The 18,573-nt window shown below is 65.1% G+C and carries 16 protein-coding genes; 11 read left to right on the forward strand and 5 right to left on the reverse strand.

The window, feature by feature from the left end:
* The first annotated feature begins 14 nt into the window (after positions 1-14).
* The 5 genes from groL (at position 15) to LHL23_RS22185 (ending at position 6,545) form a co-directional block, all read left to right on the forward strand.
* Entirely contained in the window at positions 15-1,664 is a 1,650-nt protein-coding gene (groL, locus tag LHL23_RS22165; RefSeq protein WP_222477973.1) for a chaperonin GroEL, read from the forward strand.
* A 161-nt stretch (positions 1,665-1,825) separates the two neighbouring features.
* Positions 1,826-3,544 (forward strand): calcium-binding protein, encoded by a 1,719-nt coding sequence (locus tag LHL23_RS22170; RefSeq protein ID WP_226431584.1) that lies wholly within the window; start codon positions 1,826-1,828, stop codon positions 3,542-3,544.
* Positions 3,545-3,720: 176 nt separating this feature from the next.
* Positions 3,721-4,578 (forward strand): DMT family transporter, encoded by an 858-nt coding sequence (locus LHL23_RS22175; RefSeq protein WP_226431585.1) that lies wholly within the window; start codon positions 3,721-3,723, stop codon positions 4,576-4,578.
* A gap of 45 nt (positions 4,579-4,623) precedes the next feature.
* Entirely contained in the window at positions 4,624-5,400 is a 777-nt protein-coding gene (locus LHL23_RS22180; RefSeq protein WP_226431586.1) for an esterase/lipase family protein, read from the forward strand.
* On the forward strand, positions 5,397-6,545 hold the full coding sequence (locus LHL23_RS22185; protein WP_226431587.1) for an alpha-D-ribose 1-methylphosphonate 5-triphosphate diphosphatase: 1,149 nt from the start codon (positions 5,397-5,399) through the stop codon (positions 6,543-6,545). The genes LHL23_RS22180 and LHL23_RS22185 overlap by 4 nt, the downstream gene beginning before the upstream one ends.
* A 189-nt stretch (positions 6,546-6,734) precedes the next feature.
* Here LHL23_RS22185 and LHL23_RS22190 read toward each other — a convergent pair whose 3' ends face one another.
* Together LHL23_RS22190 and purE are read right to left on the reverse strand one after the other, a co-directional pair.
* Entirely contained in the window at positions 6,735-7,811 is a 1,077-nt protein-coding gene (locus LHL23_RS22190) for a 5-(carboxyamino)imidazole ribonucleotide synthase (RefSeq protein WP_226431588.1), read from the reverse strand.
* Positions 7,804-8,292, reverse strand: a complete 489-nt coding sequence (gene purE, locus LHL23_RS22195; protein WP_222477985.1) for a 5-(carboxyamino)imidazole ribonucleotide mutase — start codon at positions 8,290-8,292, stop codon at positions 7,804-7,806. Before purE ends, LHL23_RS22190 begins: the two co-directional genes overlap by 8 nt.
* A 210-nt stretch (positions 8,293-8,502) precedes the next feature.
* Here purE and LHL23_RS22200 point away from each other — a divergent pair, with 210 nt between their 5' ends.
* On the forward strand, positions 8,503-8,817 hold the full coding sequence (locus LHL23_RS22200; RefSeq protein WP_222477988.1) for a DUF1272 domain-containing protein: 315 nt from the start codon (positions 8,503-8,505) through the stop codon (positions 8,815-8,817).
* 44 nt (positions 8,818-8,861) lie between these two features.
* Here the strand turns inward: LHL23_RS22200 and LHL23_RS22205 are convergent, their stop codons facing one another.
* Positions 8,862-10,154 (reverse strand): uracil-xanthine permease family protein, encoded by a 1,293-nt coding sequence (locus tag LHL23_RS22205; RefSeq protein WP_226431589.1) that lies wholly within the window; start codon positions 10,152-10,154, stop codon positions 8,862-8,864.
* Positions 10,155-10,392: 238 nt separating this feature from the next.
* Here LHL23_RS22205 and LHL23_RS22210 point away from each other — a divergent pair, with 238 nt between their 5' ends.
* Positions 10,393-12,432, forward strand: a complete 2,040-nt coding sequence (locus LHL23_RS22210) for an NADH:flavin oxidoreductase (RefSeq protein WP_226431590.1) — start codon at positions 10,393-10,395, stop codon at positions 12,430-12,432.
* A gap of 189 nt (positions 12,433-12,621) precedes the next feature.
* On the opposite strand, the gene LHL23_RS22215 is transcribed toward LHL23_RS22210, so the two are convergent.
* Complete coding sequence (locus tag LHL23_RS22215; RefSeq protein ID WP_174148795.1) at positions 12,622-12,846, reverse strand: YdcH family protein; 225 nt, start codon at positions 12,844-12,846, stop codon at positions 12,622-12,624.
* 181 nt (positions 12,847-13,027) lie between these two features.
* Between LHL23_RS22215 and LHL23_RS22220 the strand changes: the two genes are divergently transcribed.
* From LHL23_RS22220 to LHL23_RS22235, 4 genes are all read left to right on the forward strand, one after another.
* Positions 13,028-13,441 (forward strand): Hsp20 family protein, encoded by a 414-nt coding sequence (locus LHL23_RS22220; RefSeq protein WP_019298576.1) that lies wholly within the window; start codon positions 13,028-13,030, stop codon positions 13,439-13,441.
* A 5-nt stretch (positions 13,442-13,446) separates the two neighbouring features.
* Positions 13,447-13,671, forward strand: a complete 225-nt coding sequence (locus tag LHL23_RS22225; RefSeq protein ID WP_222477994.1) for a DUF1150 family protein — start codon at positions 13,447-13,449, stop codon at positions 13,669-13,671.
* 140 nt (positions 13,672-13,811) lie between these two features.
* Complete coding sequence (locus LHL23_RS22230) at positions 13,812-15,137, forward strand: peptidoglycan-binding domain-containing protein (protein WP_226431591.1); 1,326 nt, start codon at positions 13,812-13,814, stop codon at positions 15,135-15,137.
* Between the two features lie 26 nt (positions 15,138-15,163).
* Complete coding sequence (locus LHL23_RS22235; RefSeq protein ID WP_226431592.1) at positions 15,164-16,048, forward strand: PhzF family phenazine biosynthesis protein; 885 nt, start codon at positions 15,164-15,166, stop codon at positions 16,046-16,048.
* 136 nt (positions 16,049-16,184) lie between these two features.
* Here the strand turns inward: LHL23_RS22235 and LHL23_RS22240 are convergent, their stop codons facing one another.
* Entirely contained in the window at positions 16,185-18,167 is a 1,983-nt protein-coding gene (locus tag LHL23_RS22240; protein WP_226431593.1) for an acyltransferase family protein, read from the reverse strand.
* Between the last annotated feature and the right edge of the window lie 406 nt (positions 18,168-18,573).

Genomic DNA, 18,573 nt, shown 5'->3' on the forward strand with positions numbered 1-18,573 from the left:
TAGGAGAGTGAAAAATGGCTGCTAAGGACGTCAAATTCGACACCGATGCCCGCAACCGCATGCTGAAAGGCGTCAACATTCTGGCCGACGCCGTGAAAGTGACCCTGGGCCCGAAAGGCCGCAACGTGGTTCTGGACAAATCCTTCGGCGCACCGCGCATCACCAAGGACGGCGTGTCCGTGGCGAAGGAAATCGAACTGGAAGACAAGTTCGAGAACATGGGCGCCCAGATGGTGAAGGAAGTTGCTTCCCGCACCAACGACGAAGCCGGTGACGGCACCACCACCGCAACCGTTCTGGCCCAGGCGATCGTCAAAGAAGGCCTGAAGCAGGTTGCTGCCGGCCTGAACCCGATGGACCTGAAGCGCGGCATCGACCTGGCAACCGCCAAAGTCGTGCAGGGCATCAAGGACATGGCCCGCGAAGTGAAAGACTCCGACGAGGTTGCGCAGGTTGGCACCATCTCCGCCAACGGCGAAGCTGAAATCGGCCGCCAGATCGCTGACGCGATGCAGAAAGTCGGCAACGAAGGCGTCATCACCGTCGAAGAGAACAAAGGCATGGAAACCGAGACCGACGTGGTCGAGGGCATGCAGTTCGACCGCGGCTACCTGTCGCCCTACTTCGTCACCAACCCCGACAAGATGGTCGCGGATCTGGAAGACTGCATGATCCTGCTGCACGAGAAGAAACTGTCTTCGCTGCAGCCGATGGTTCCGCTGCTGGAGCAGGTGATCCAGTCGCAGAAGCCGCTGCTGATCATCGCTGAGGACGTTGAAGGCGAAGCGCTGGCAACCCTGGTTGTCAACAAGCTGCGCGGCGGCCTGAAAATCGCAGCCGTCAAGGCACCGGGCTTCGGCGACCGCCGCAAGGCCATGCTGCAGGACATCGCGATCCTGACCGGCGGCCAGGTGATCTCCGAGGATCTGGGCATGAAGCTCGAGTCCGTCACCATGGACATGCTGGGCACCGCCAAGAAAATCTCCATCACCAAAGACGAAACCACCATCGTCGACGGCGCTGGCGAGAAGGCCGAGATCGAAGCACGCGTTGCCCAGATCCGCACCCAGATCGAAGAGACCACCTCTGACTACGACCGCGAAAAGCTGCAGGAACGCGTTGCCAAACTGGCAGGCGGCGTTGCCGTGATCCGCGTCGGCGGCATGACCGAAGTGGAAGTGAAAGAGCGCAAGGACCGTGTGGACGATGCGCTGAACGCCACCCGCGCAGCCGTGCAGGAAGGCGTGATCGTCGGCGGCGGTGTTGCCCTGGTGCAGGCCGGCAAAGGCCTGGAAGGCCTGGAAGGCGCCAACGCCGACCAGAACGCAGGCATCAACATCGTCCGCAAGGCCATCGAAGCGCCGCTGCGCCAGATCGCCGAGAACGCAGGCGTTGACGGTGCGGTGGTGGCAGGCAAGATCCGCGAATCCAAGGACAGCGCCTTCGGCTACAACGCGCAGACCGGTGAATATGGCGACATGTTCTCCTTCGGCGTGATCGACCCGGCCAAAGTGACCCGCACCGCTCTGGAAGACGCGGCATCGGTTGCAGGCCTGCTGATCACCACCGAAGCCATGGTTGCCGACAAGCCCGCCAAAGAAGGCGCGGCAGGCGGCGGCATGCCCGACATGGGCGGCATGGGCGGCATGGGCGGCATGATGTAATCAGCCCGGTTTTCCAGCAGGAAAACCAGCTGCTCTCGGAGCACCGAAAACTCAGAAAAGGCCGCCGGACTGGCGGCCTTTTTTGTTGCGGCAGGTTGAATGCATCCTTAGGTTGCTGCCGGGATTGATGATTTGTTTATGCAATTAAACCGGGGAGCCCGATGCCTTTTCTTGTGCCAGCCAGCGACGTTACCCAAGTCAACACTGTGACTTTGAATTCACAGGACGATGCCCAAGTCGCCGCCTTGCCGAACGGCGGCTTTGTCGTGGTCTGGGAGTCGCTGGATTCCAGCGGCGAAAGGAACGATGTATTCCAGCAGGTCTATGATGCGGCAGGCAATCCTGTTGGTGGCAATGTACAGCTGAACACCGGCACAGAGCACACCCACTATAACCCCAGAATCGAAGTCCTGAATGATGGCTCCTGGGTCGTTCTGTGGGGGGAGTATCACGAAGGTTTCGGGGTTTATGAAGTAAATGCCCGCCTTGTCAGTGCCGATGGCGTTCCGCAGGGTCCGCCGTTCCAGGTCAATACACTGGCGGCGGGAGCGCAGGGGTGGCCAGAAGCCACGGCCTTGAACGACGGGGGTTTCCTGGTGGTCTGGGAAAGCTATGGGGCCGATGGTTCGGGCTATGGGATCCGGGCGCAGCGCTATGACAGCAATGGAAGCCCTTCCGGGGCTGAGTACACCGTCAACACGCAAACGGCCGGGGATCAGCGGTTTCCAATGGCCTCCGTATTTGAAGACGGAAGTATGCTGGTGGTTTGGCAAAGACGCACCTCTGATTCCGATGGGAACATGACCGGCTCTCAGAGCTACGGCCAAGTGTTCGGCCCGGACGGGACCCAGGAAACTGACCGGTTCGAGATCTTTGCAACTGAAGCCGTCAATGGTGCCTATTCCATTGACGTTCTGGCAAACGGGAACTTCGTGGTTTCAGGGTGGACTAGCGTGGATGGCTACGACCGGGTTGTTGTGCAGGTCTATGACGCCTCCGGACAGGCCGTGACCTCCCCGGAATACATTAGATCCAGCGGGATCCATGTCTACGCGCCCGACGTCGCGGCTTTGCCTGACGGCGGGTTTGCGCTGTCCTATACCGTTGACACTATTCCGGGCTATGCCGTGGATAACGGCCAGGAGGATGTCTATATCCAGCGCTTTGATGCTGCCGGTGAAAGGGTCGGTGCCCCCTTCCACGCCAGCGAGTTCAGCGGCGTCGGAATTTTTCAGTCCGACTCAAGCATCGCAGTTCTGGAAGATGGCCGGATCGTCGCGGCGTGGGAGGCATACCCCCATGATGGGAGCGAGGACGGCGTTTACGTCCGGCTGTTTGAAACACAATTGGTCGGCACCGTTGGGCGCGACCTGCTGCACGGATCCGCTGCAGACGACCAGATCATCGGCCGCGGCGGCAACGATCGGCTGGCGGGCGGCTCCGGCGACGACCACATTCGCGGCGGCCGTGGCGGCGATAGGCTGATTGGCCAGGCCGGGCGCGACCGGCTGGAGGGCGAGGCCGGCCACGACCGCCTAGAGGGCGGCCGGGGCCGGGATACCCTGTTCGGCGGTAAAGGCAACGACTGGTTGGACGGCGGCGGCGGCAATGATTTCCTGAAGGGAGGCACTGGTGCCGACCAGTTTGTGTTTTCAAGCGGCAAGGACACAATTGGCGGCTTTCAGGATAACAGGGACGAATTGCTGCTGGACCGGAGTGCCCTGGGTCTCGAGGGGCTGACCGCGATGGAGGTTCTGGATACCTACGGAAGCCTGTCCGGCGGCAGCGCCGCGGTTCTGAATTTTGGCGGCGGCAATGTCCTGACGGTCCGGGGCGTTGCCGATCTGGACTCGCTGACCGACGATATCATGTTTATCTGACCCGGGGCGGGCAGGGCGATCCGGTCGGGTACAGCCGCTGTGCAGGCCTGTACCCGCCTCGAGGGCCTGCCTGCGGGCAAGAAATTGAGCGAAGAAGAATGCGGCTGCACTGTGAAGTCAGCAATATTTCAGAAGTTTTTCTGGCCTCCCGCAACTGTGCACGCTAGCCCTTTGCCATGCGCCTGTTTCTTCTCGTCTCCCTCACCATGGCGGCCTTTGCCGCGAACTCCATCCTCAGCCGCCTGGCGATCGGGGCCGGGCATATGGATGCGGGCAGCTTTGGCTTGCTGCGGCTGGCCTCCGGCGCGGCGATGCTGGTGATCCTGTGCCGGGTGCAGGGGCTGGCGGTGCGCCAGGATTTGCGGGCAAGCCTGCAGGGCGGGGCGGCGCTGACGCTTTATATCGCCGGGTTTTCGCTGGCTTATCAGCAGCTTGACGCGGGCCTTGGCGCGCTGGTGCTGTTCGGGGTGGTGCAGGTCTCGATGTTCCTGTGGGGCGCGGTGCGGGGCACGGCTGTCAGCGCGGGCCAGGTGGCGGGCGCGGTGCTGGCGTTTCTGGGGCTGGCCTATGTTGTCTGGCCTGACGGCTCCGGCACGGCGCCCTTGGGCGCGTCTCTGCTGATGGCGGCAGCTGGCCTGGGCTGGGGGATCTACAGCATCCTGGGCCGCGGTGCAGCGCAGCCGCTGGCGGCGACGGCGGTGAATTTCCTGTGGTCCACGGCGATGTTCCTGCCGGTGGCCCTGTGGCTGGGCGGCAGCACGGTCAGCCTCTACGGCGCGGTGCTGGCGGTGCTGTCCGGCGCGGTGACCTCCGGCATGGGCTATGCGCTGTGGTACCGGCTGCTGCCGCAGATCCTGCCCGCGGTGGCCGCCACCGTGCAGCTGAGCGTGCCGGTGATTGCGATCCTTGCCGGCGCGGCCTTGCTGGGCGAAAGCATCGGGCTGCGGCTGGTCTTCGGCAGCGCCGCGGTGCTGGGCGGCATTGCGCTGGTGGTGCGGCTGGCGCCCGGGCGCAAGGTGCAGGCGGCCAAGTAACCGCAGGGGCTTCCCTGTGCCGCCGCTTGCGCTTATCTGGGCGTCATGCGTGATGTTCTGAAACCCCTCCTTGCCGCCGCTGCGGCGCTGCTGCCGCTGCCTGCGGCAGCCGATTGCGTAATCCTGCTGCACGGTTTGGCGCGCTCGGAGACCTCATTCGCGGTGATGGAGGAGGTCTTGCAGTCGCGCGGGCTTGCCGTGGTGCGGCCCGGCTATCCTTCCACCGAGGAGACGATCCAGGTTCTGGCGCAGGAGACCTTGCCCGCGGCCTTTGCCGCCTGCGGCGAGGAGACAACCCATGTGGTCACCCACTCGATGGGCGGCATTCTGCTGCGGTACTGGCTGCAGGACAACAGCCCTGCAAACCTGGGCCGGGTGGTGATGATGGGGCCGCCGAACCAGGGCAGCGAGCTGGTGGATGAGCTGGGCGACTGGGAGGTGTTCGGCCTGCTGAACGGGCCTGCCGGGCTGCAGCTGGGCACCGGGGCGGAGAGCCTGCCCAAGCGCCTGCCGCCGGTCGGTTTCGAGCTGGGGGTGATTGCGGGCAACGAGACGCTGAACCCGTTGTTTTCCTCGCTGATCCCGGGGCCGGATGACGGCAAGGTCTCGGTCGCCAGCACCAGGGTCGAGGGCATGGCGGCGCATCTGACGCTGCCAGTCACCCACACCTACATGATGAACAACCCGCGGGTGATGGCGCAGGCGCTGCATTTCCTGGAGGAAGGCCGGTTCGAGCCGCCGCAGACCTGGCTGGCAGCGGTGGAAGAGATCATTGGCGAGGCCTGCCAGCTGAATGGCGGCTGTGAAGAGGCGGAAGAATGACGTTGGAACTGACCCTGCAGGGCGGCGATGTGCTGCGCCCCGGCGGGCTGGAGAAGGGCGGCAAGATCGCCATCGCGGACGGGCTGGTGGCAGAGGCGCCTGCCGGCCGCGCGGTGGACCTCTCGGGCTACTTGGTGCTGCCGGGGATCGTGGACGCTCATGGCGACGGGTTCGAGCGCCACCTGGCGCCGCGCCGCGGCGCGATGAAGCAGATGGCGGAGGGTGTCGTGGCGGCGGAGGCCGAGCTGGCTGCCAATGGCATCACCACCGCGGTGCTGGCGCAGTTCTATTCCTGGGAAGGCGGCCTTCGGGGCCCTGAGTTTGCGGCGCAGGTGTTCGAGGCGGTCAAGACGGTGCGCGGCTCTGTCGTCACTGATCTGCTGCCGCAGCTGCGGTTCGAGATCCACATGCTGGAGGATTACGCCGGGCTGGCTGCGAAGGTGGCCGAGTGGCAGGTGCCCTATGTGGTGTTCAACGACCACCTGCCGCATGACCGGCTGGCTGAGGGCAAGAAGCCGCCGCGGCTGACGGGCCAGGCGCTGAAGGCGGGGCGCAACCCGGAAGTGCACTGGCAGATGCTGAAGGACATGCACGCGCGCCGGGATGAGGTGCCGGCCAGGCTGGATGCGCTGTGCCGCGAACTGGCCGCGCTGGATGTGCGGCTGGGCAGCCATGACGACCAGACCGCAGAGGACCGCGCCGTCTGGCGCGAGCGCGGCGCCCGGATTGCCGAATTCCCCGAGACGCTGGAGGCGGCGGAGGCCGCGCGCAGCGCAGGCGATCCGGTGATCCTCGGCTCGCCCAACGTGGTGCGCGGCGGCTCGCACAAGGGCAATGCCTCCGCCGTTGAGCTGATCGCCATGGGGCTCTGCGATGCGCTGGCCTCCGATTACCACTACCCCAGCCCGCGCCGCGCGGCGCTGATGCTGGAACGCTCCGGCCTGCTGGATCTGGAAGGGGCCTGGCGGCTGGTCTCTGAAGGGCCCGCGCAGCTGCTGGGCCTCAACGACCGGGGCACGCTGGAGGCAGGCAAGCGCGCCGATATTCTGGTGCTGGACAAGGCCACCCAGCGGGTGGCGGCAACGCTGTCCGGCGGGCGGGTCAGCTATATGTCGGGAGAGATTGCGGGCCGCTTCCTGGCTTAGCGGAGCGGCGCCGCGCATCAGGCCGGATGGCCCTCTTTGCGGCGCGTGAAACCGGCGGGGCCGCTTTCACAGGCGTCTGTTTTATGGGCCGCCTGCTTCATCTGGCTGAAAATATCCCGGGAGTCTGGGGGCAGAGCCCCAAGCTGGGAAGGGGCCGGGGGCAGAGCCCCCAGTTTTCTTGGTCGGGGATTAGCCTTGCGGCTTCTGCACCCGGTTCACGTGGCCCATCTTGCGGCCCGGCTTGGCCTCGGCCTTGCCGTAAAGGTGGATGGCGCAGTCCGCCTCTTTCGCCAGCTCCGGGATGCGGTCCACGTCATCGCCGATCAGGTTTTCCATCACCACGTCGGAATGGCGCTGGCCGTCGCCCAGCGGCCATCCCGCAACCGCGCGGATGTGCTGTTCGAACTGGTCGACGGTGCAGCCGTTCTGGGTCCAGTGGCCGGAGTTGTGGACGCGCGGGGCGATCTCGTTGACGATCAGGTCGTCGGCGGTGACGAACAGCTCGACGCCGAGGACGCCGACATACTCCAGCGCGTTCAGGATCTTGCCCGCCATCAGTACCGCATCCATGCGCTGGCCGGTGCTGAGGCGCGCAGGGATAGTGGTGGTGTGCAGGATGCCGTCGCGGTGGACGTTCTCGCCGGGATCGAAACAGGCGATCTCACCGGTGGTGCCGCGGGCGGCAATGACCGAGACCTCGTGGGTGAAATTCACGAACCCTTCCAGGATCGAGGGCGCGCCGGCCATGGCGGCGAGCGCTTCGCCGGCGTCTTCCAGGGATTTGATGCGGGCCTGGCCCTTGCCGTCATAGCCGAAGCGGCGGGTCTTCAGGATCGAGGGGGCGCCGATCTCGGACAGCGCCGCGTCGAGGCTGGCCTGGTCGGTGATATCGGCAAAAGGCGCGGTCTTGAGGCCCAGCTCCTGCAGGAAGCTCTTTTCGGTCAGCCGGTCCTGGCTGATCCTGAGCGCCTCGCGGCCCGGGCGGATCGGCTTTTGCGATTCCAGCAGGTCGAGCGCGGAGGTCGGGATGTTCTCGAACTCATAGGTGATCACGTCAACAGAGGCGGCAAAGGCGGCGAGCGCCTCGGCGTCCTCGTAGCCTGCGGTGGTCACGCGGTCGGCGACATGGCCTGCGGGCGGGTTGGCGCCGGGCTCGAAAATATGGGTCTTGAAGCCGAGGCGGGAGGCCGCGACCGAGAGCATCCGGCCCAGCTGGCCGCCGCCGAGGATGCCGATTGTCGAACCGGGGGCAAGCACCTCAGTCATCGGAAGGCTCCTCGGGGATGGAGGCGGAGAGGGCCTCGCGCCAGTCGTCGAGGCGCTGGGCCAGGGCGGGGTCCTGCAGCGCCAGGATGCCAGCGGCCATCAGGCCTGCGTTGGCGGCACCGGCGGCACCGATCGCCATGGTGGCAACCGGGAAGCCCTTGGGCATTTGCACGATGGAATAGAGCGAGTCGACGCCGGAGAGGGCGCGGGTCTGGACCGGCACGCCGACCACCGGCACGCGGGTTTTCGATGCGACCATGCCGGGCAGGTGGGCAGCACCGCCGGCGCCTGCGATAATCACCTGCAAACCGCGGTCAGCCGCGCTCTTGCCGTAGCTCCACAGCCGGTCCGGGGTGCGGTGGGCAGAGACGATCTTGGCCTCGTAGGCAACGCCCAGTTCGTCCAGAATATTCGCGGCTTCCTTCATGGTGGGCCAGTCGGATTGGCTGCCCATGATGATGCCCACTTTGATGTCGGCCATGGCTGGTGGCTCCTGTCGCGGCTTGTGGAGCGCGCACTATAGGGAAACTTGGGTTTTGCGCAATCCGGCTTGGGATGGAAAACAGCGGGATTTGCCCTGTTTCAAGGGCTTTGGCGCTTTGCCGCAGGACAGGGGGTTGCCTCCCTGCGGTACGGAAATAGACTGTTAACTCAATCATAGGTAGATGATGGGGCAGGAGAGGAAGATTCGATGCTGGAACTGCGCCCGAACTGCGAGCTGTGCGACAAGGATCTGCCGCCCGATGCGCTTGATGCCTGTATCTGTTCGTATGAATGCACCTATTGCGCCGACTGCGTGGAAACCGTGCTGCACAATATCTGCCCGACCTGCGGCGGCGGATTTGCGCCGCGCCCGGTGCGGCCGCGGCGGTCCTGGCGGGAGGGGCTGAACCTGGGGCTGGCCTACCACCCGGCTTCGCAAAAGCGGCGGTACTGCCAGTTCACCGGCGGCGAGATCGAGGCGCATGTGGCGCGCATCCGCCACCTGAAGCCGGAAGAGCGGTAGAGAGGGGCCTGCGCCGCCGCCGGGCAGCGCAGGCAAGGGGCGGATCAGTTCCGCTGCTGCGGCAGGACCAGGTTCAGCAAGAGGCCGGCGACGCCGGACAGTCCGATGCCGGCAAGGGTGAAGCCTTCGCCGAATTGCAGCGTCAGCCCGCCGAGGCCGATGATCAGCACGGTGGAGATGATCACCATGTTGCGCGCCTCGGACAGCGCCTCGCCCAGTTTTGCCAGCACCGACAGGCCGACCACGGTGACCATGCCGAACAGAAGGATCATGATTCCGCCCATCACCGGCATCGGGATGGTGGAGAGCGCACCGGAGAGCTTGCCCGCGAATGACAGCGCGATGGCGAAGATGGCGGCCCAGGTCATGATCGCCGGGTTGAAGGCACGGGTGAGGGTGACGGCGCCGGTCACCTCGGAATAGGTGGTGTTGGGCGGGCCGCCCAGAAGGCCCGCGGCGGCGGTGGCAAGCCCGTCGCCCAGCATGGTGTTCTGGATGCCGGGTTTTTCCATGTAGTCGCGCTTGGTCACGCTGGAGATCGCCATGATGTCGCCGAAGTGCTCAATCGCAGGGGCGATGGCGACCGGCAGGATGAACAGGATGGCGGCCAGGTTGAACTCGGGCGCGACAAAGCCCGGCACCTTGAACCAGGGGGCATCCGCCAGCGGGGCGGTGTTGACCAGCGTCTCGCCAGAGACGGCCCCCATGACCAGCGCGGCAATGTAACCTGCGGCGACGCCTGCGAGGATCGGCACCACCCGCATGATGCCGCGGCCCATGATCGCCGTCAGCATGGTGGCGCCCAGCGAAATGGCGGCGAGCAGCAGTGCGGTGTTGCGGGGCATCACCTGGGTGTCGCCCGCCAGGCCGGTGGCCATGTTGACCGCAACCGGCGCCAGCGACAGGCCGATCACCATGATGACCGGGCCGACCACCACCGGCGGCAGCAGCCGGTGCAGGAAGCCGGCGCCAAAGGCGCGGATGGCAAAGGAGAGCGCGACGTATAGCAGGCCCGCCGCCGCAAGGCCGCCGGTGGTGGCGGCCATGCCCCAGGTCTGCACGCCGTAGATGATCGGCGCGATGAAGGCAAAGGAGGAGGCCAGGAAAACCGGCACCTGGCCGCGGGTCACGATCTGGAAGATCAGCGTGCCAAGCCCTGCGGTGAACAGCGCGACGCTTGGGTCGAGGCCCGTCAGCAGCGGCACCAGCACCAGCGCGCCGAAGGCGACAAACAGCATCTGGGCGCCGACCAGCGCCTGCTTGGGGGTGAACTTGTACTCGGCGCTCTGGCTGTCTGGCGCAGCAGGCGCGGCGGTGTGGTCGCTGGTGGCGGTCATTCTTCTCGCTCGTATCTCAGGTCTGCATTGCGGCCCGGACCGGGCAACTGCCGGGGGTGCGGGCAAAATTGCAGTGCTCCTAAACGGAAAAACCCGCTTTGACCATCCGGTCAGGAGGGGTTTTTGACCGCCGCATGGAGGGTGTCGCAACAGGGCCGGGGGGATGCCGGTTTTCTGCAAGCCAAGCAGCGGGCGGACGGCTGTGCTGGCAGGGAGATTTTACCCGGAAAGCCTACCTATGAGCCAGCAGACCGACCCGCTCCTCCAGCCCTTGCAGCTGCGCCACCTGACCCTGCGCAACCGGATCATGAGCACGGCGCATGCGCCCTCGTTCCAGCAGGGCGGCCATCCGCGCGACCGCTACCGGCTCTATCACGAGGAGAAGGCGAAGGGCGGCATTGCGCTGACGATGATCGGCGGCTCGACCAATATCGCGCCGGACAGCCCGTCCGTATTCGGGCAGCTTTATGCGGGCGATGACAGCATCATTCCGTGGTTCCAGCGGCTGACGGACGGGGTGCGCAAGCATGGCGCGGCGGTGATGTGCCAGATCACCCATATGGGCCGGCGCACTGCCTGGGACGATGGCCACTGGTTGCCGGTTCTGGGGCCGTCAGGGCGGCGGGAGCGCGCGCACAGGGCGTTTCCAAAGGTGATGGAGATGGAGGATATCTCCCGCGTCATCAAGGACTTCGCGGCTGCTGCTGAACGCTGCCGCCAGGGCGGCTTCGACGGCATCGAGATCCTGTCGCATTCGCATCTGCTGGGGCAGTTCCTGTCGCCCTTGGTGAACACACGGGAAGATGATTACGGCGGCTCGCTCGACAACCGGCTGCGGCTGACGCTGCAGGTCTTGGAGGCGGTGCGCGAAGCGGTGGGGCCGGACCTGATCCTCGGCATGCGGGTCACGGGGGATGAGCTGGTGGAGGGCGGCCTCGGCGCGGCGGAATGTATTGAGGCGGCGCAGAAGATTGCCGCCACCGGCGCAGTGGATTTCCTGAATGTGCTGGCAGGGGCGCCCTATGACGATCTGGGGCTGGCCGGCTGGGTGGCGCCGATGGGGATGCCCGCGGCGCCGGATCTGAATGTGGCGGGCGCGATCCGCGCGGCAGTGGATCTGCCGGTGTTCCATGCCGGGGGCGTGGCCGATATTGCCACCGCCCGGCATGCCATCCGCGAGGGGCAGGCCGACATGATCGGCATGACCCGCGCCCATATGGCCGATCCCTATCTGGTGCAGAAGCTGCAGCGCGGCGAGGAAGAACGCATCCGTCCCTGCGTGGCGCTGGGCTACTGCGTCGACCGGGTCAACCAGGGCAAGCCCGCGGTCTGCGGCCACAACGCGGCAACAGGCCGGGAGGCGGTGATGCCGCATGTGATCGCACCCGCTGCGGAGCGGCGCAAGGTGGTGGTGGCCGGCGGCGGCCCGGCCGGGCTGGAGGCCGCGCGGGTTGCGGCGGAGCGCGGCCATCAGGTGGTGCTGTTTGAGGCCGGCAGCAGGCTTGGCGGCCAGATTGCGCTGGCGGCCAAGGGCATGACCCGGCGCCAGATCTGGGGCGTGGCCGACTGGCTGATCTCCGAGGTGGAGCGGCTGGGGGTGGATCTGCGCCTCAATACTTATGCCGAGGCGGAGGACGTGCTGGCGGAGGCCCCGGACGCGGTGATCGTGGCCACCGGCGGCTGGCCGGAAGGTTTGGACATTCCCGGCGGGCATCTGGTCGCATCCAGCTGGGAGGTGCTGTCCGGCGAAGCGCGGGTCGCGGGAGAGGTTCTGCTGCTGGACGAGGTGGGCGACCACGCAGCACTGGTCTGCGCGGATGTGATGGCGCGGATGGGCTGCTCGGTCACGCTGGCCACGCCGGACCGGATGGCAGGGCATGACCTGGGGCCGACGAACTCCGCCGTTGGCTTACGCGATCTGGCGCGGCAGGGGGTGGCGTTCGAGAGCCTGCTGGAGCCGGTGTCCGTTGCTGCCGAGGGCAGCCGCAAGCGCATCCGGCTGCGCCATGTTCTGACCGGAGATGTGCAGGAGCGGCTCGCGGACCATGTGGTCTCGGAGCACGGGATCACGCCGGCGGAAGATCTGTACCACGCTCTGAAGCCCAGGTCGCGCAATCTGGGGCAGCTGGACCATCATGAGATGATTGCCGGCCGCAGCCCCTATGCGGAGGTGAACCCCGCAGGGGAATTCTGGCTGGCCCGCGCAGGCGACGCGGTGGCGGGGCGCAATATCCACGGTGCCATCTATGACGCACTGCGGCTGTGCAAGGATCTGTAACCTGCGGCTGAGCGGGGCATGGCAGCGCGCCGCCGGGCGCGCTGCCATGCCCAACGCCTGTCCCGCACAGCTTGCTTGCGCGGAGAAGGGGGCGGGAGGCCCCGCAGATATATCTGAAACCGCTGCATTCTGCAGCTGAAACCCGCGCGGCTTGGGCGCGGGGCAGGGTGCCTGAAACCCGGTGCGGGGTCAGGCGATGATGTCCGGGGTCAGCCGGTCTTCGATCAGGGCGATCTTGTCCTTCAGGATCAGCTTCTGCTTTTTCAGCCGCCGGATCGTCAGCTGATCGGCGGTGCCGCGCTCTTCCAGCGCGGAAATGGCTTCGTCCAGATCGCGGTGCTGCCTGCGGAAAACCTCTAGCTCGACCTTCAGGACCTCATCGGTCTTCATCGACACATCTGTGGGTGCATTCATGGGAGACTCAATCGGGCTTATGAATGAAGTGAGGCCGAAGATACTTCGTTAAGGGCTTTTCCGCTAGACCTGTGGACACATGCTCTTGTGAATCCAGCAGGAACTTCCCATATTCTTCGGGAAGCGGCTGCCGGAAGCGGGGCCGCGGATTACCGTCGCTTTGGCATAAAGGACGAACAGCGTGTCGAAACTAACCTTGGGCTCCTACCCGCATATGCTGGGGTTCGAGCAGCTGGAACGCCTCCTGGAACGCTCGGCAAAGTCGGGCAACGAGGGCTATCCCCCCTATAATATCGAACAGACATCCGATCATTCCTACCGCATCACCCTGGCCGTGGCCGGTTTCGCCGAAGAGGATCTGGCGATCACCGTCGAGGACCGCCAGCTGGTGATCCGCGGCCGCCAGCGCGACGACAGCGAGGGGCGGGTGTTCCTGCACCGCGGCATCGCGGCCCGCCAGTTCCAGCGCATGTTCGTGCTGGCCGATGGCGTCGAAGTGGGCGAGGCGGTGATGGAGAACGGGCTCTTGCATGTGGATCTGACCCGTGCGCGTCCCGAAACCGTGGTCCAGACGATCAGTATCAGAAAGGGGTAAGAGCAATGCATACACCGTTTGACTTCAAGGATGCCGGCAGCCGGACCGTCTATGTGAAGGCGGTTGCGGTGGCGGATCTTCCCAAAGAGGTGCAGGACAGCGCCGGCGATCGCGAGCAGCTTTACGCGGTGCACGACGCCGAGGGCAGCCAGCTGGCGCTGGTGGCCGACCGCCGCCTGGCCTTTGTGCTGGCGCGGCAGAACGACATGACGCCGGTGCCGGTGCACTGAACCGCGCTGTGAAGCCTGTGCATTGATCCTGCCACAGGATCCGGCGCAGCTGCCGGAAAACGCTTGATATTTTCGCAGACAGGCTCCCTTTTGGGGGCCTAATTTATTTTGACCAGCTGATTTTGCAGGAGAGGCATTGGATGTTCAGGAATTTCCGCCCGCTTGTTCAGGTGCTGGCGCTGGCGCTTGGGCTGTCAGCCCTGTCTGCGCCGGTGGTTGCGGACCCGTTTGTGGCCTGCGTGCAAAGGCAGCTGGCGGAGCTGGGGTATGCTCCTGGCCCTGCGGATGGCGTGATGGGGCGGCGGACACGGTCGGCCTGGCGGGTCATGAAGGACGCGCATGAGGGCAGTTTTTCCGGGTACCTGAAGGAGCTGCCGGAGCTGTCACGCGAAACTGCGATCCATTGGTGCCGGGAGTTGCCGGCTATTCGGGCGGAACTTGCCGCCAAGCGCCCATCGTCCGGCGAGGTCAAGCTGCGGGCGAACTCGGAGCGGGCGGAAATAGAGGTGCGGCAAGCGTATGACTCTGTGCGGAAATTTCTTCTGCAGGAATTCGGTCTTGTTCTTGCCGGCAATATCGGAATTGCTGCTGCTGATGATTGGAAGGTCTTGCAAGGGCTCGCGCGCCGCGTCAAAGCGGATATCTCGGCTGGTGGCTCCTCTCCTGATGCAAAGATCAGAACGCGTTGCGGCAACGGTGATGCTTACAGTGCCGCAGCTTATCAGGACTGGATCTTTATTTGCTGGAGTAGGCCTAAGGGGGCAGAAAGGGACTTGCTGGACAGCGACCGGAATTGGCTTTGGGCAGTGGTAGCACATGAATATGTGCACATCGCCCAGGCTGAGCTAAGCGGTGCAAGGTCGGTACTGAAGGGGCCGGATGCTAAGCGGCGGCTCATGGGGCCGCTTTGGATGATCGAAGGCACGGCTCAGGTACTGGAAGCCCACTATTCCGAAACAGTCTTGAGAGTTCGCCGGCCGTTCCTTTCCTATTTAGGAATTCGGGCCCGAAAGTCGGAGAGAGACTTGAGGGAGCTAAGGCGTTCAGACAGGTCGATGCCACAGGAAGAGTATGATCTATCGCATTTTGCAGTTCGTATTCTGGCTGAGGCCCGCGGCAACGGAACGCTATTCAACTTCTGGCGAAATCTTGGAAACGGATTGCCATGGGAACAGGCATTCTTTGAGAGCTTTGGTGTGGAGCTGGGTGACTACGAGGCCAAGGTCATGGAACTGCTCAAACGGCCGGGGGATGCGCAGCATCTGCTGGAGGCCGACGATTTTGCCGAAGCGCTGAACAATATCAGGGTGCCGGTAAAGATCATTCCGGCCCTCCCACCGAAGAGTTTTTCGCAGACATTGAATATTCCGTTGCCGGTCCTGCCTGGTGCCCTTCCGTCACGTCACTCGAAAAGTTACCCAAAAGGATTGGATGAAAACAGAAAGCCTCCGTGGCAGTCTCCTTGAAGCTCAGGAAACTAGGTGAGTACAAAATGGCTGATTTCAATTTCGACTGGGTGGATGCGTTCTCGGACCGCGCCTTTGGCGGCAACGGCTGCGCGGTGGTGCAGGACGGGGCGCATCTGCCGGAGGCGGTCTGCACGGCTTACGTGCGGGAGACCTCGCTGGTGGAATGCACTTTCACCGGCCCGTCAAAGGTGGCGGATGTCAAGGTGCGCTATTTCCTGGCCAGCCGCGAGATCCCCTTTGCCGGCCATCCGACCATTGCCACGGTGGCGGCGATGCGGGACCGGGGGCTGATAGCGGGCGATAGCATCACCCTGGAAACCGGCGCCGGGATCGTGCCGGTGAAGCTGGACGGCAATCTGATCGAGATGACGCAGGTTGCGCCGGAATTCGGCCCCTTCGCCGATCCGGAACTGGTGGCGGCGGCGGTGTCGCTGCCGGTGGAGGCGATCGTGGGGCACCCGCAGAAGGTTTCCACCGGGCTGCCGTTCTGCATCACCGTGCTGAAGGACCGCGCGGCGCTGGAGGCGGCGGAGCTGAACCTGCAGGCGCTGGCCGCCTTGGGCGCATCGCTGGGCGCCGATGGCATCGACATGATGGAGCCGTTCCTGGTGACGCTGGAGGGGGCAACCGCGGCAGGCGACACCTTCTCGCGCCTGCTGATGGCGCCGCCGAGCCCGCCGGAGGATCCCTTCACCGGGTCGGCCACAGGCGCGATGGCGTCTTACCTGTGGAAGCACGGGCTGATGGAGAAGGCGGAGTTCACCGCGGAGCAGGGCCATGGCCTCGGCCGACCCGGCCAGGCGCGGGTGGCGCGGGTCGGCGCACCGGATGCCATCGAAGGCGTGCGGGTTGCCGGCGAGGGCTTTGTGCTGATGCGGGGCACAGTGGATCTGCCGGAAGATACCTGAGACCGGGCACTGCCCGCACGCGGTACCTCCGGGAACTGCCGCAAGCTCCCCTCAGACCTTGTGCCAGGCAGCTGAGCAGGGTGCGGGGACAGAGTGCGCCAGCCAGTACGTACTCGGCGCCTCTTGCCCGCAACTGCTACCTTGCGGGTCTCAGATGCATGTCCAGGACCAGCGGCATCAGCCATTGCGCGCCTGCGACACTGAGGTGGTCGTCGTCCCGGTAGAGCGGGGCTCCGTCCTTTTCGATCAGGCAGTCGGACGGGCACATGATGCCGGAAAGGCTCACCAGCTCCGCGCCGCGGCCGCGGGCGGCCTCCGCCAGGATTGCATTAGCCCGCCGGTTCCGTTCCTCATAGCCGGTCAGGGTGATGGCATCCGGCAGCTGTTCCCCGAAGATGCTCTGCCGCACGATTGCCTCCGGCACGCGGAAACCGATTTCTGGAACACCTTCCACGATCACCGCCTTTTTGCCGGACGACTGCAAGTCATCCAGAAGGCGCAGGAGGCTTTCCTTCAGCACCGCGGCGTTTCCGGCGCCCTGTACTGTGCCGTCCGAAGCGCCGAGAATGGCAGGTTTGCCATCCTCGCCGGGCGCCCTGCTGCCCTCTGCCGCAAGCGCCCATCGCGCGGCGATGATGACTGTCTGCGGTCCCTTTTGATCCTTGATGAATGCAAGAACCTTGTCGTTGTGCGCGTCGCAGCGATGCCCGGGCTCCTTGTCCACGCGCAGCACCCCGGGCAGGGGCGGGCACGCCGACTTAGTGAAGGCCGCGCCGGCCATGCCGTTTGCGCTGAGCCAGCTATCAATTCCCGGCAGCATGGCCCCGGCGTGCGAATCCCCCCAGACAATGACGTCGATTTCCTCCTCCCCAGCGGTTGCGCCGAGGCGGCATGGCGGCTGCTCTGCGTCGCGTGCGAAGCAGTCCACCTCCAGCGGGGATCTCTCCTTCGCTTCCAGAATCACGGCCATATCGTCCGAGAAACGCGACTGCAGCCCGTCCAGCTGGGCAACGGACACCGCCGCACCGAACAAAACCGCTGCACCGGCGCCGGAGGCTGCAAAGATGCCGCGGCGCGAAAGCCCTTTTCCGGGCGAGGTTCTGAACGGCCTTTCGATGAACCGCCAGCTTGCCCAGCCCAGCAGAAGGGAGGCCGCAACGCAGGCAAGCGCAACCGGCATCGGCAGGTCCGGCGTGTTGTGGACCAGGCGTGCGGCCACCAGGACCGGCCAGTGCCAGAGGTAGACCGAGTAGGAAATCAGGCCGATCCAGACCATCGGCGGCAGGGACAGCAGGCGCCCTGCAAGCGACTGGCCGCTCATCCCGGCCCAGATCACCGCTGCGGTGCCGAGGCAGGGACACAGGGCCGTCAGGCCGGGGAAGGGTGTGTCTTCGGTGATCAGAGCGATGCTGGCGGCAATCAGCAGAAGGCCGGCAGCCCCCGCGATCTCCGCAACGGCCCTGCTGCGCACGGCGGGCACGGCGCCGATGGCCAGCAAAGCGCCGATGCCAAGCTCCCAGATGCGCATCGGCGTCAGGAAAAACCCAGCAATCGGGGCGTGCTCCGTGGCGGCGAAAGACAGGCCCGCTGACAGGAGCGACAAGCCTGCGATCACCAGGATCCAGGTGCGACGGGACCGCGATGCCATTGCAAACAGAAGCAGGGGGAAGAAGACGTAAAACTGTTCCTCGACCGAAAGCGACCACGTGTGCAGAAGCGGGTCTAGCTTTACGCCGTCCCCGAAATAATCCTGTGCCCCGAGCCAGAACCAGATGTTCGAGGAGAAAAGCAAAGTTGCCTGCGCGGACCTGGCTAGCGCTTCGTACTGGAAGGGGAAGAGCAGGAACCAGCCGGCAATCAGGCACGCTGCGATGACCGCGAAGAGGGCGGGCAGGATCCGGCGCGCACGGCGCTCGTAGAACGCGACGATGGAAAACCGCTCTTCGGCGATTTCACGGGCCAGGATTCTGGTTATTAGATAGCCGGAGATCACGAAGAACACGTCAACGCCGACGAAGCCGCCCGGAAACCCCGGGATGCCGGCATGGTTCAGGACAACTGGCAGCACCGCCATGGTCCGGAGCCCGTCGATGTCGGGGCGGTATGAAATGCCGTGCAAGGGAAGGCCTCCAGAACGTACGGGCGCAAGCCGGGCGAAACTGTCAACGGCAAGCCTGGATGGCAGGACGCACCATGACCGCCCGGCAGCGCCGTGTTGTTGCCGGATCATTTATGCGAAAACGGGAAACAGCGAAAGAACCCTTTCCACGCCGGGACTGAGAAACAGACGGCCCGGCTGCGGCGGCTGCGCAGCATTTTGCCAGTTCCGTGGCCGGCAGCAGCAGTTGGCGGGCACTGCAGCCGGTCAGCTGCTGAGGGCGTCGCGCAGGCTCCTGGTGCCGCGGTCGCCGGCCTTCGGCACGATCCGGCAGGCGGCTTCATGAAGCAGAGCAGGCGGCCTCGCCGCTGTGCCGGATCGGCCGCAGCGACACCCCGGCCACCAGCAGATAGACCAGCCCGCGCCC

It is taken from the genome of Leisingera sp. McT4-56 (genome assembly GCF_020514995.1).
GTDB lineage: Bacteria > Pseudomonadota > Alphaproteobacteria > Rhodobacterales > Rhodobacteraceae > Leisingera > Leisingera aquaemixtae_A.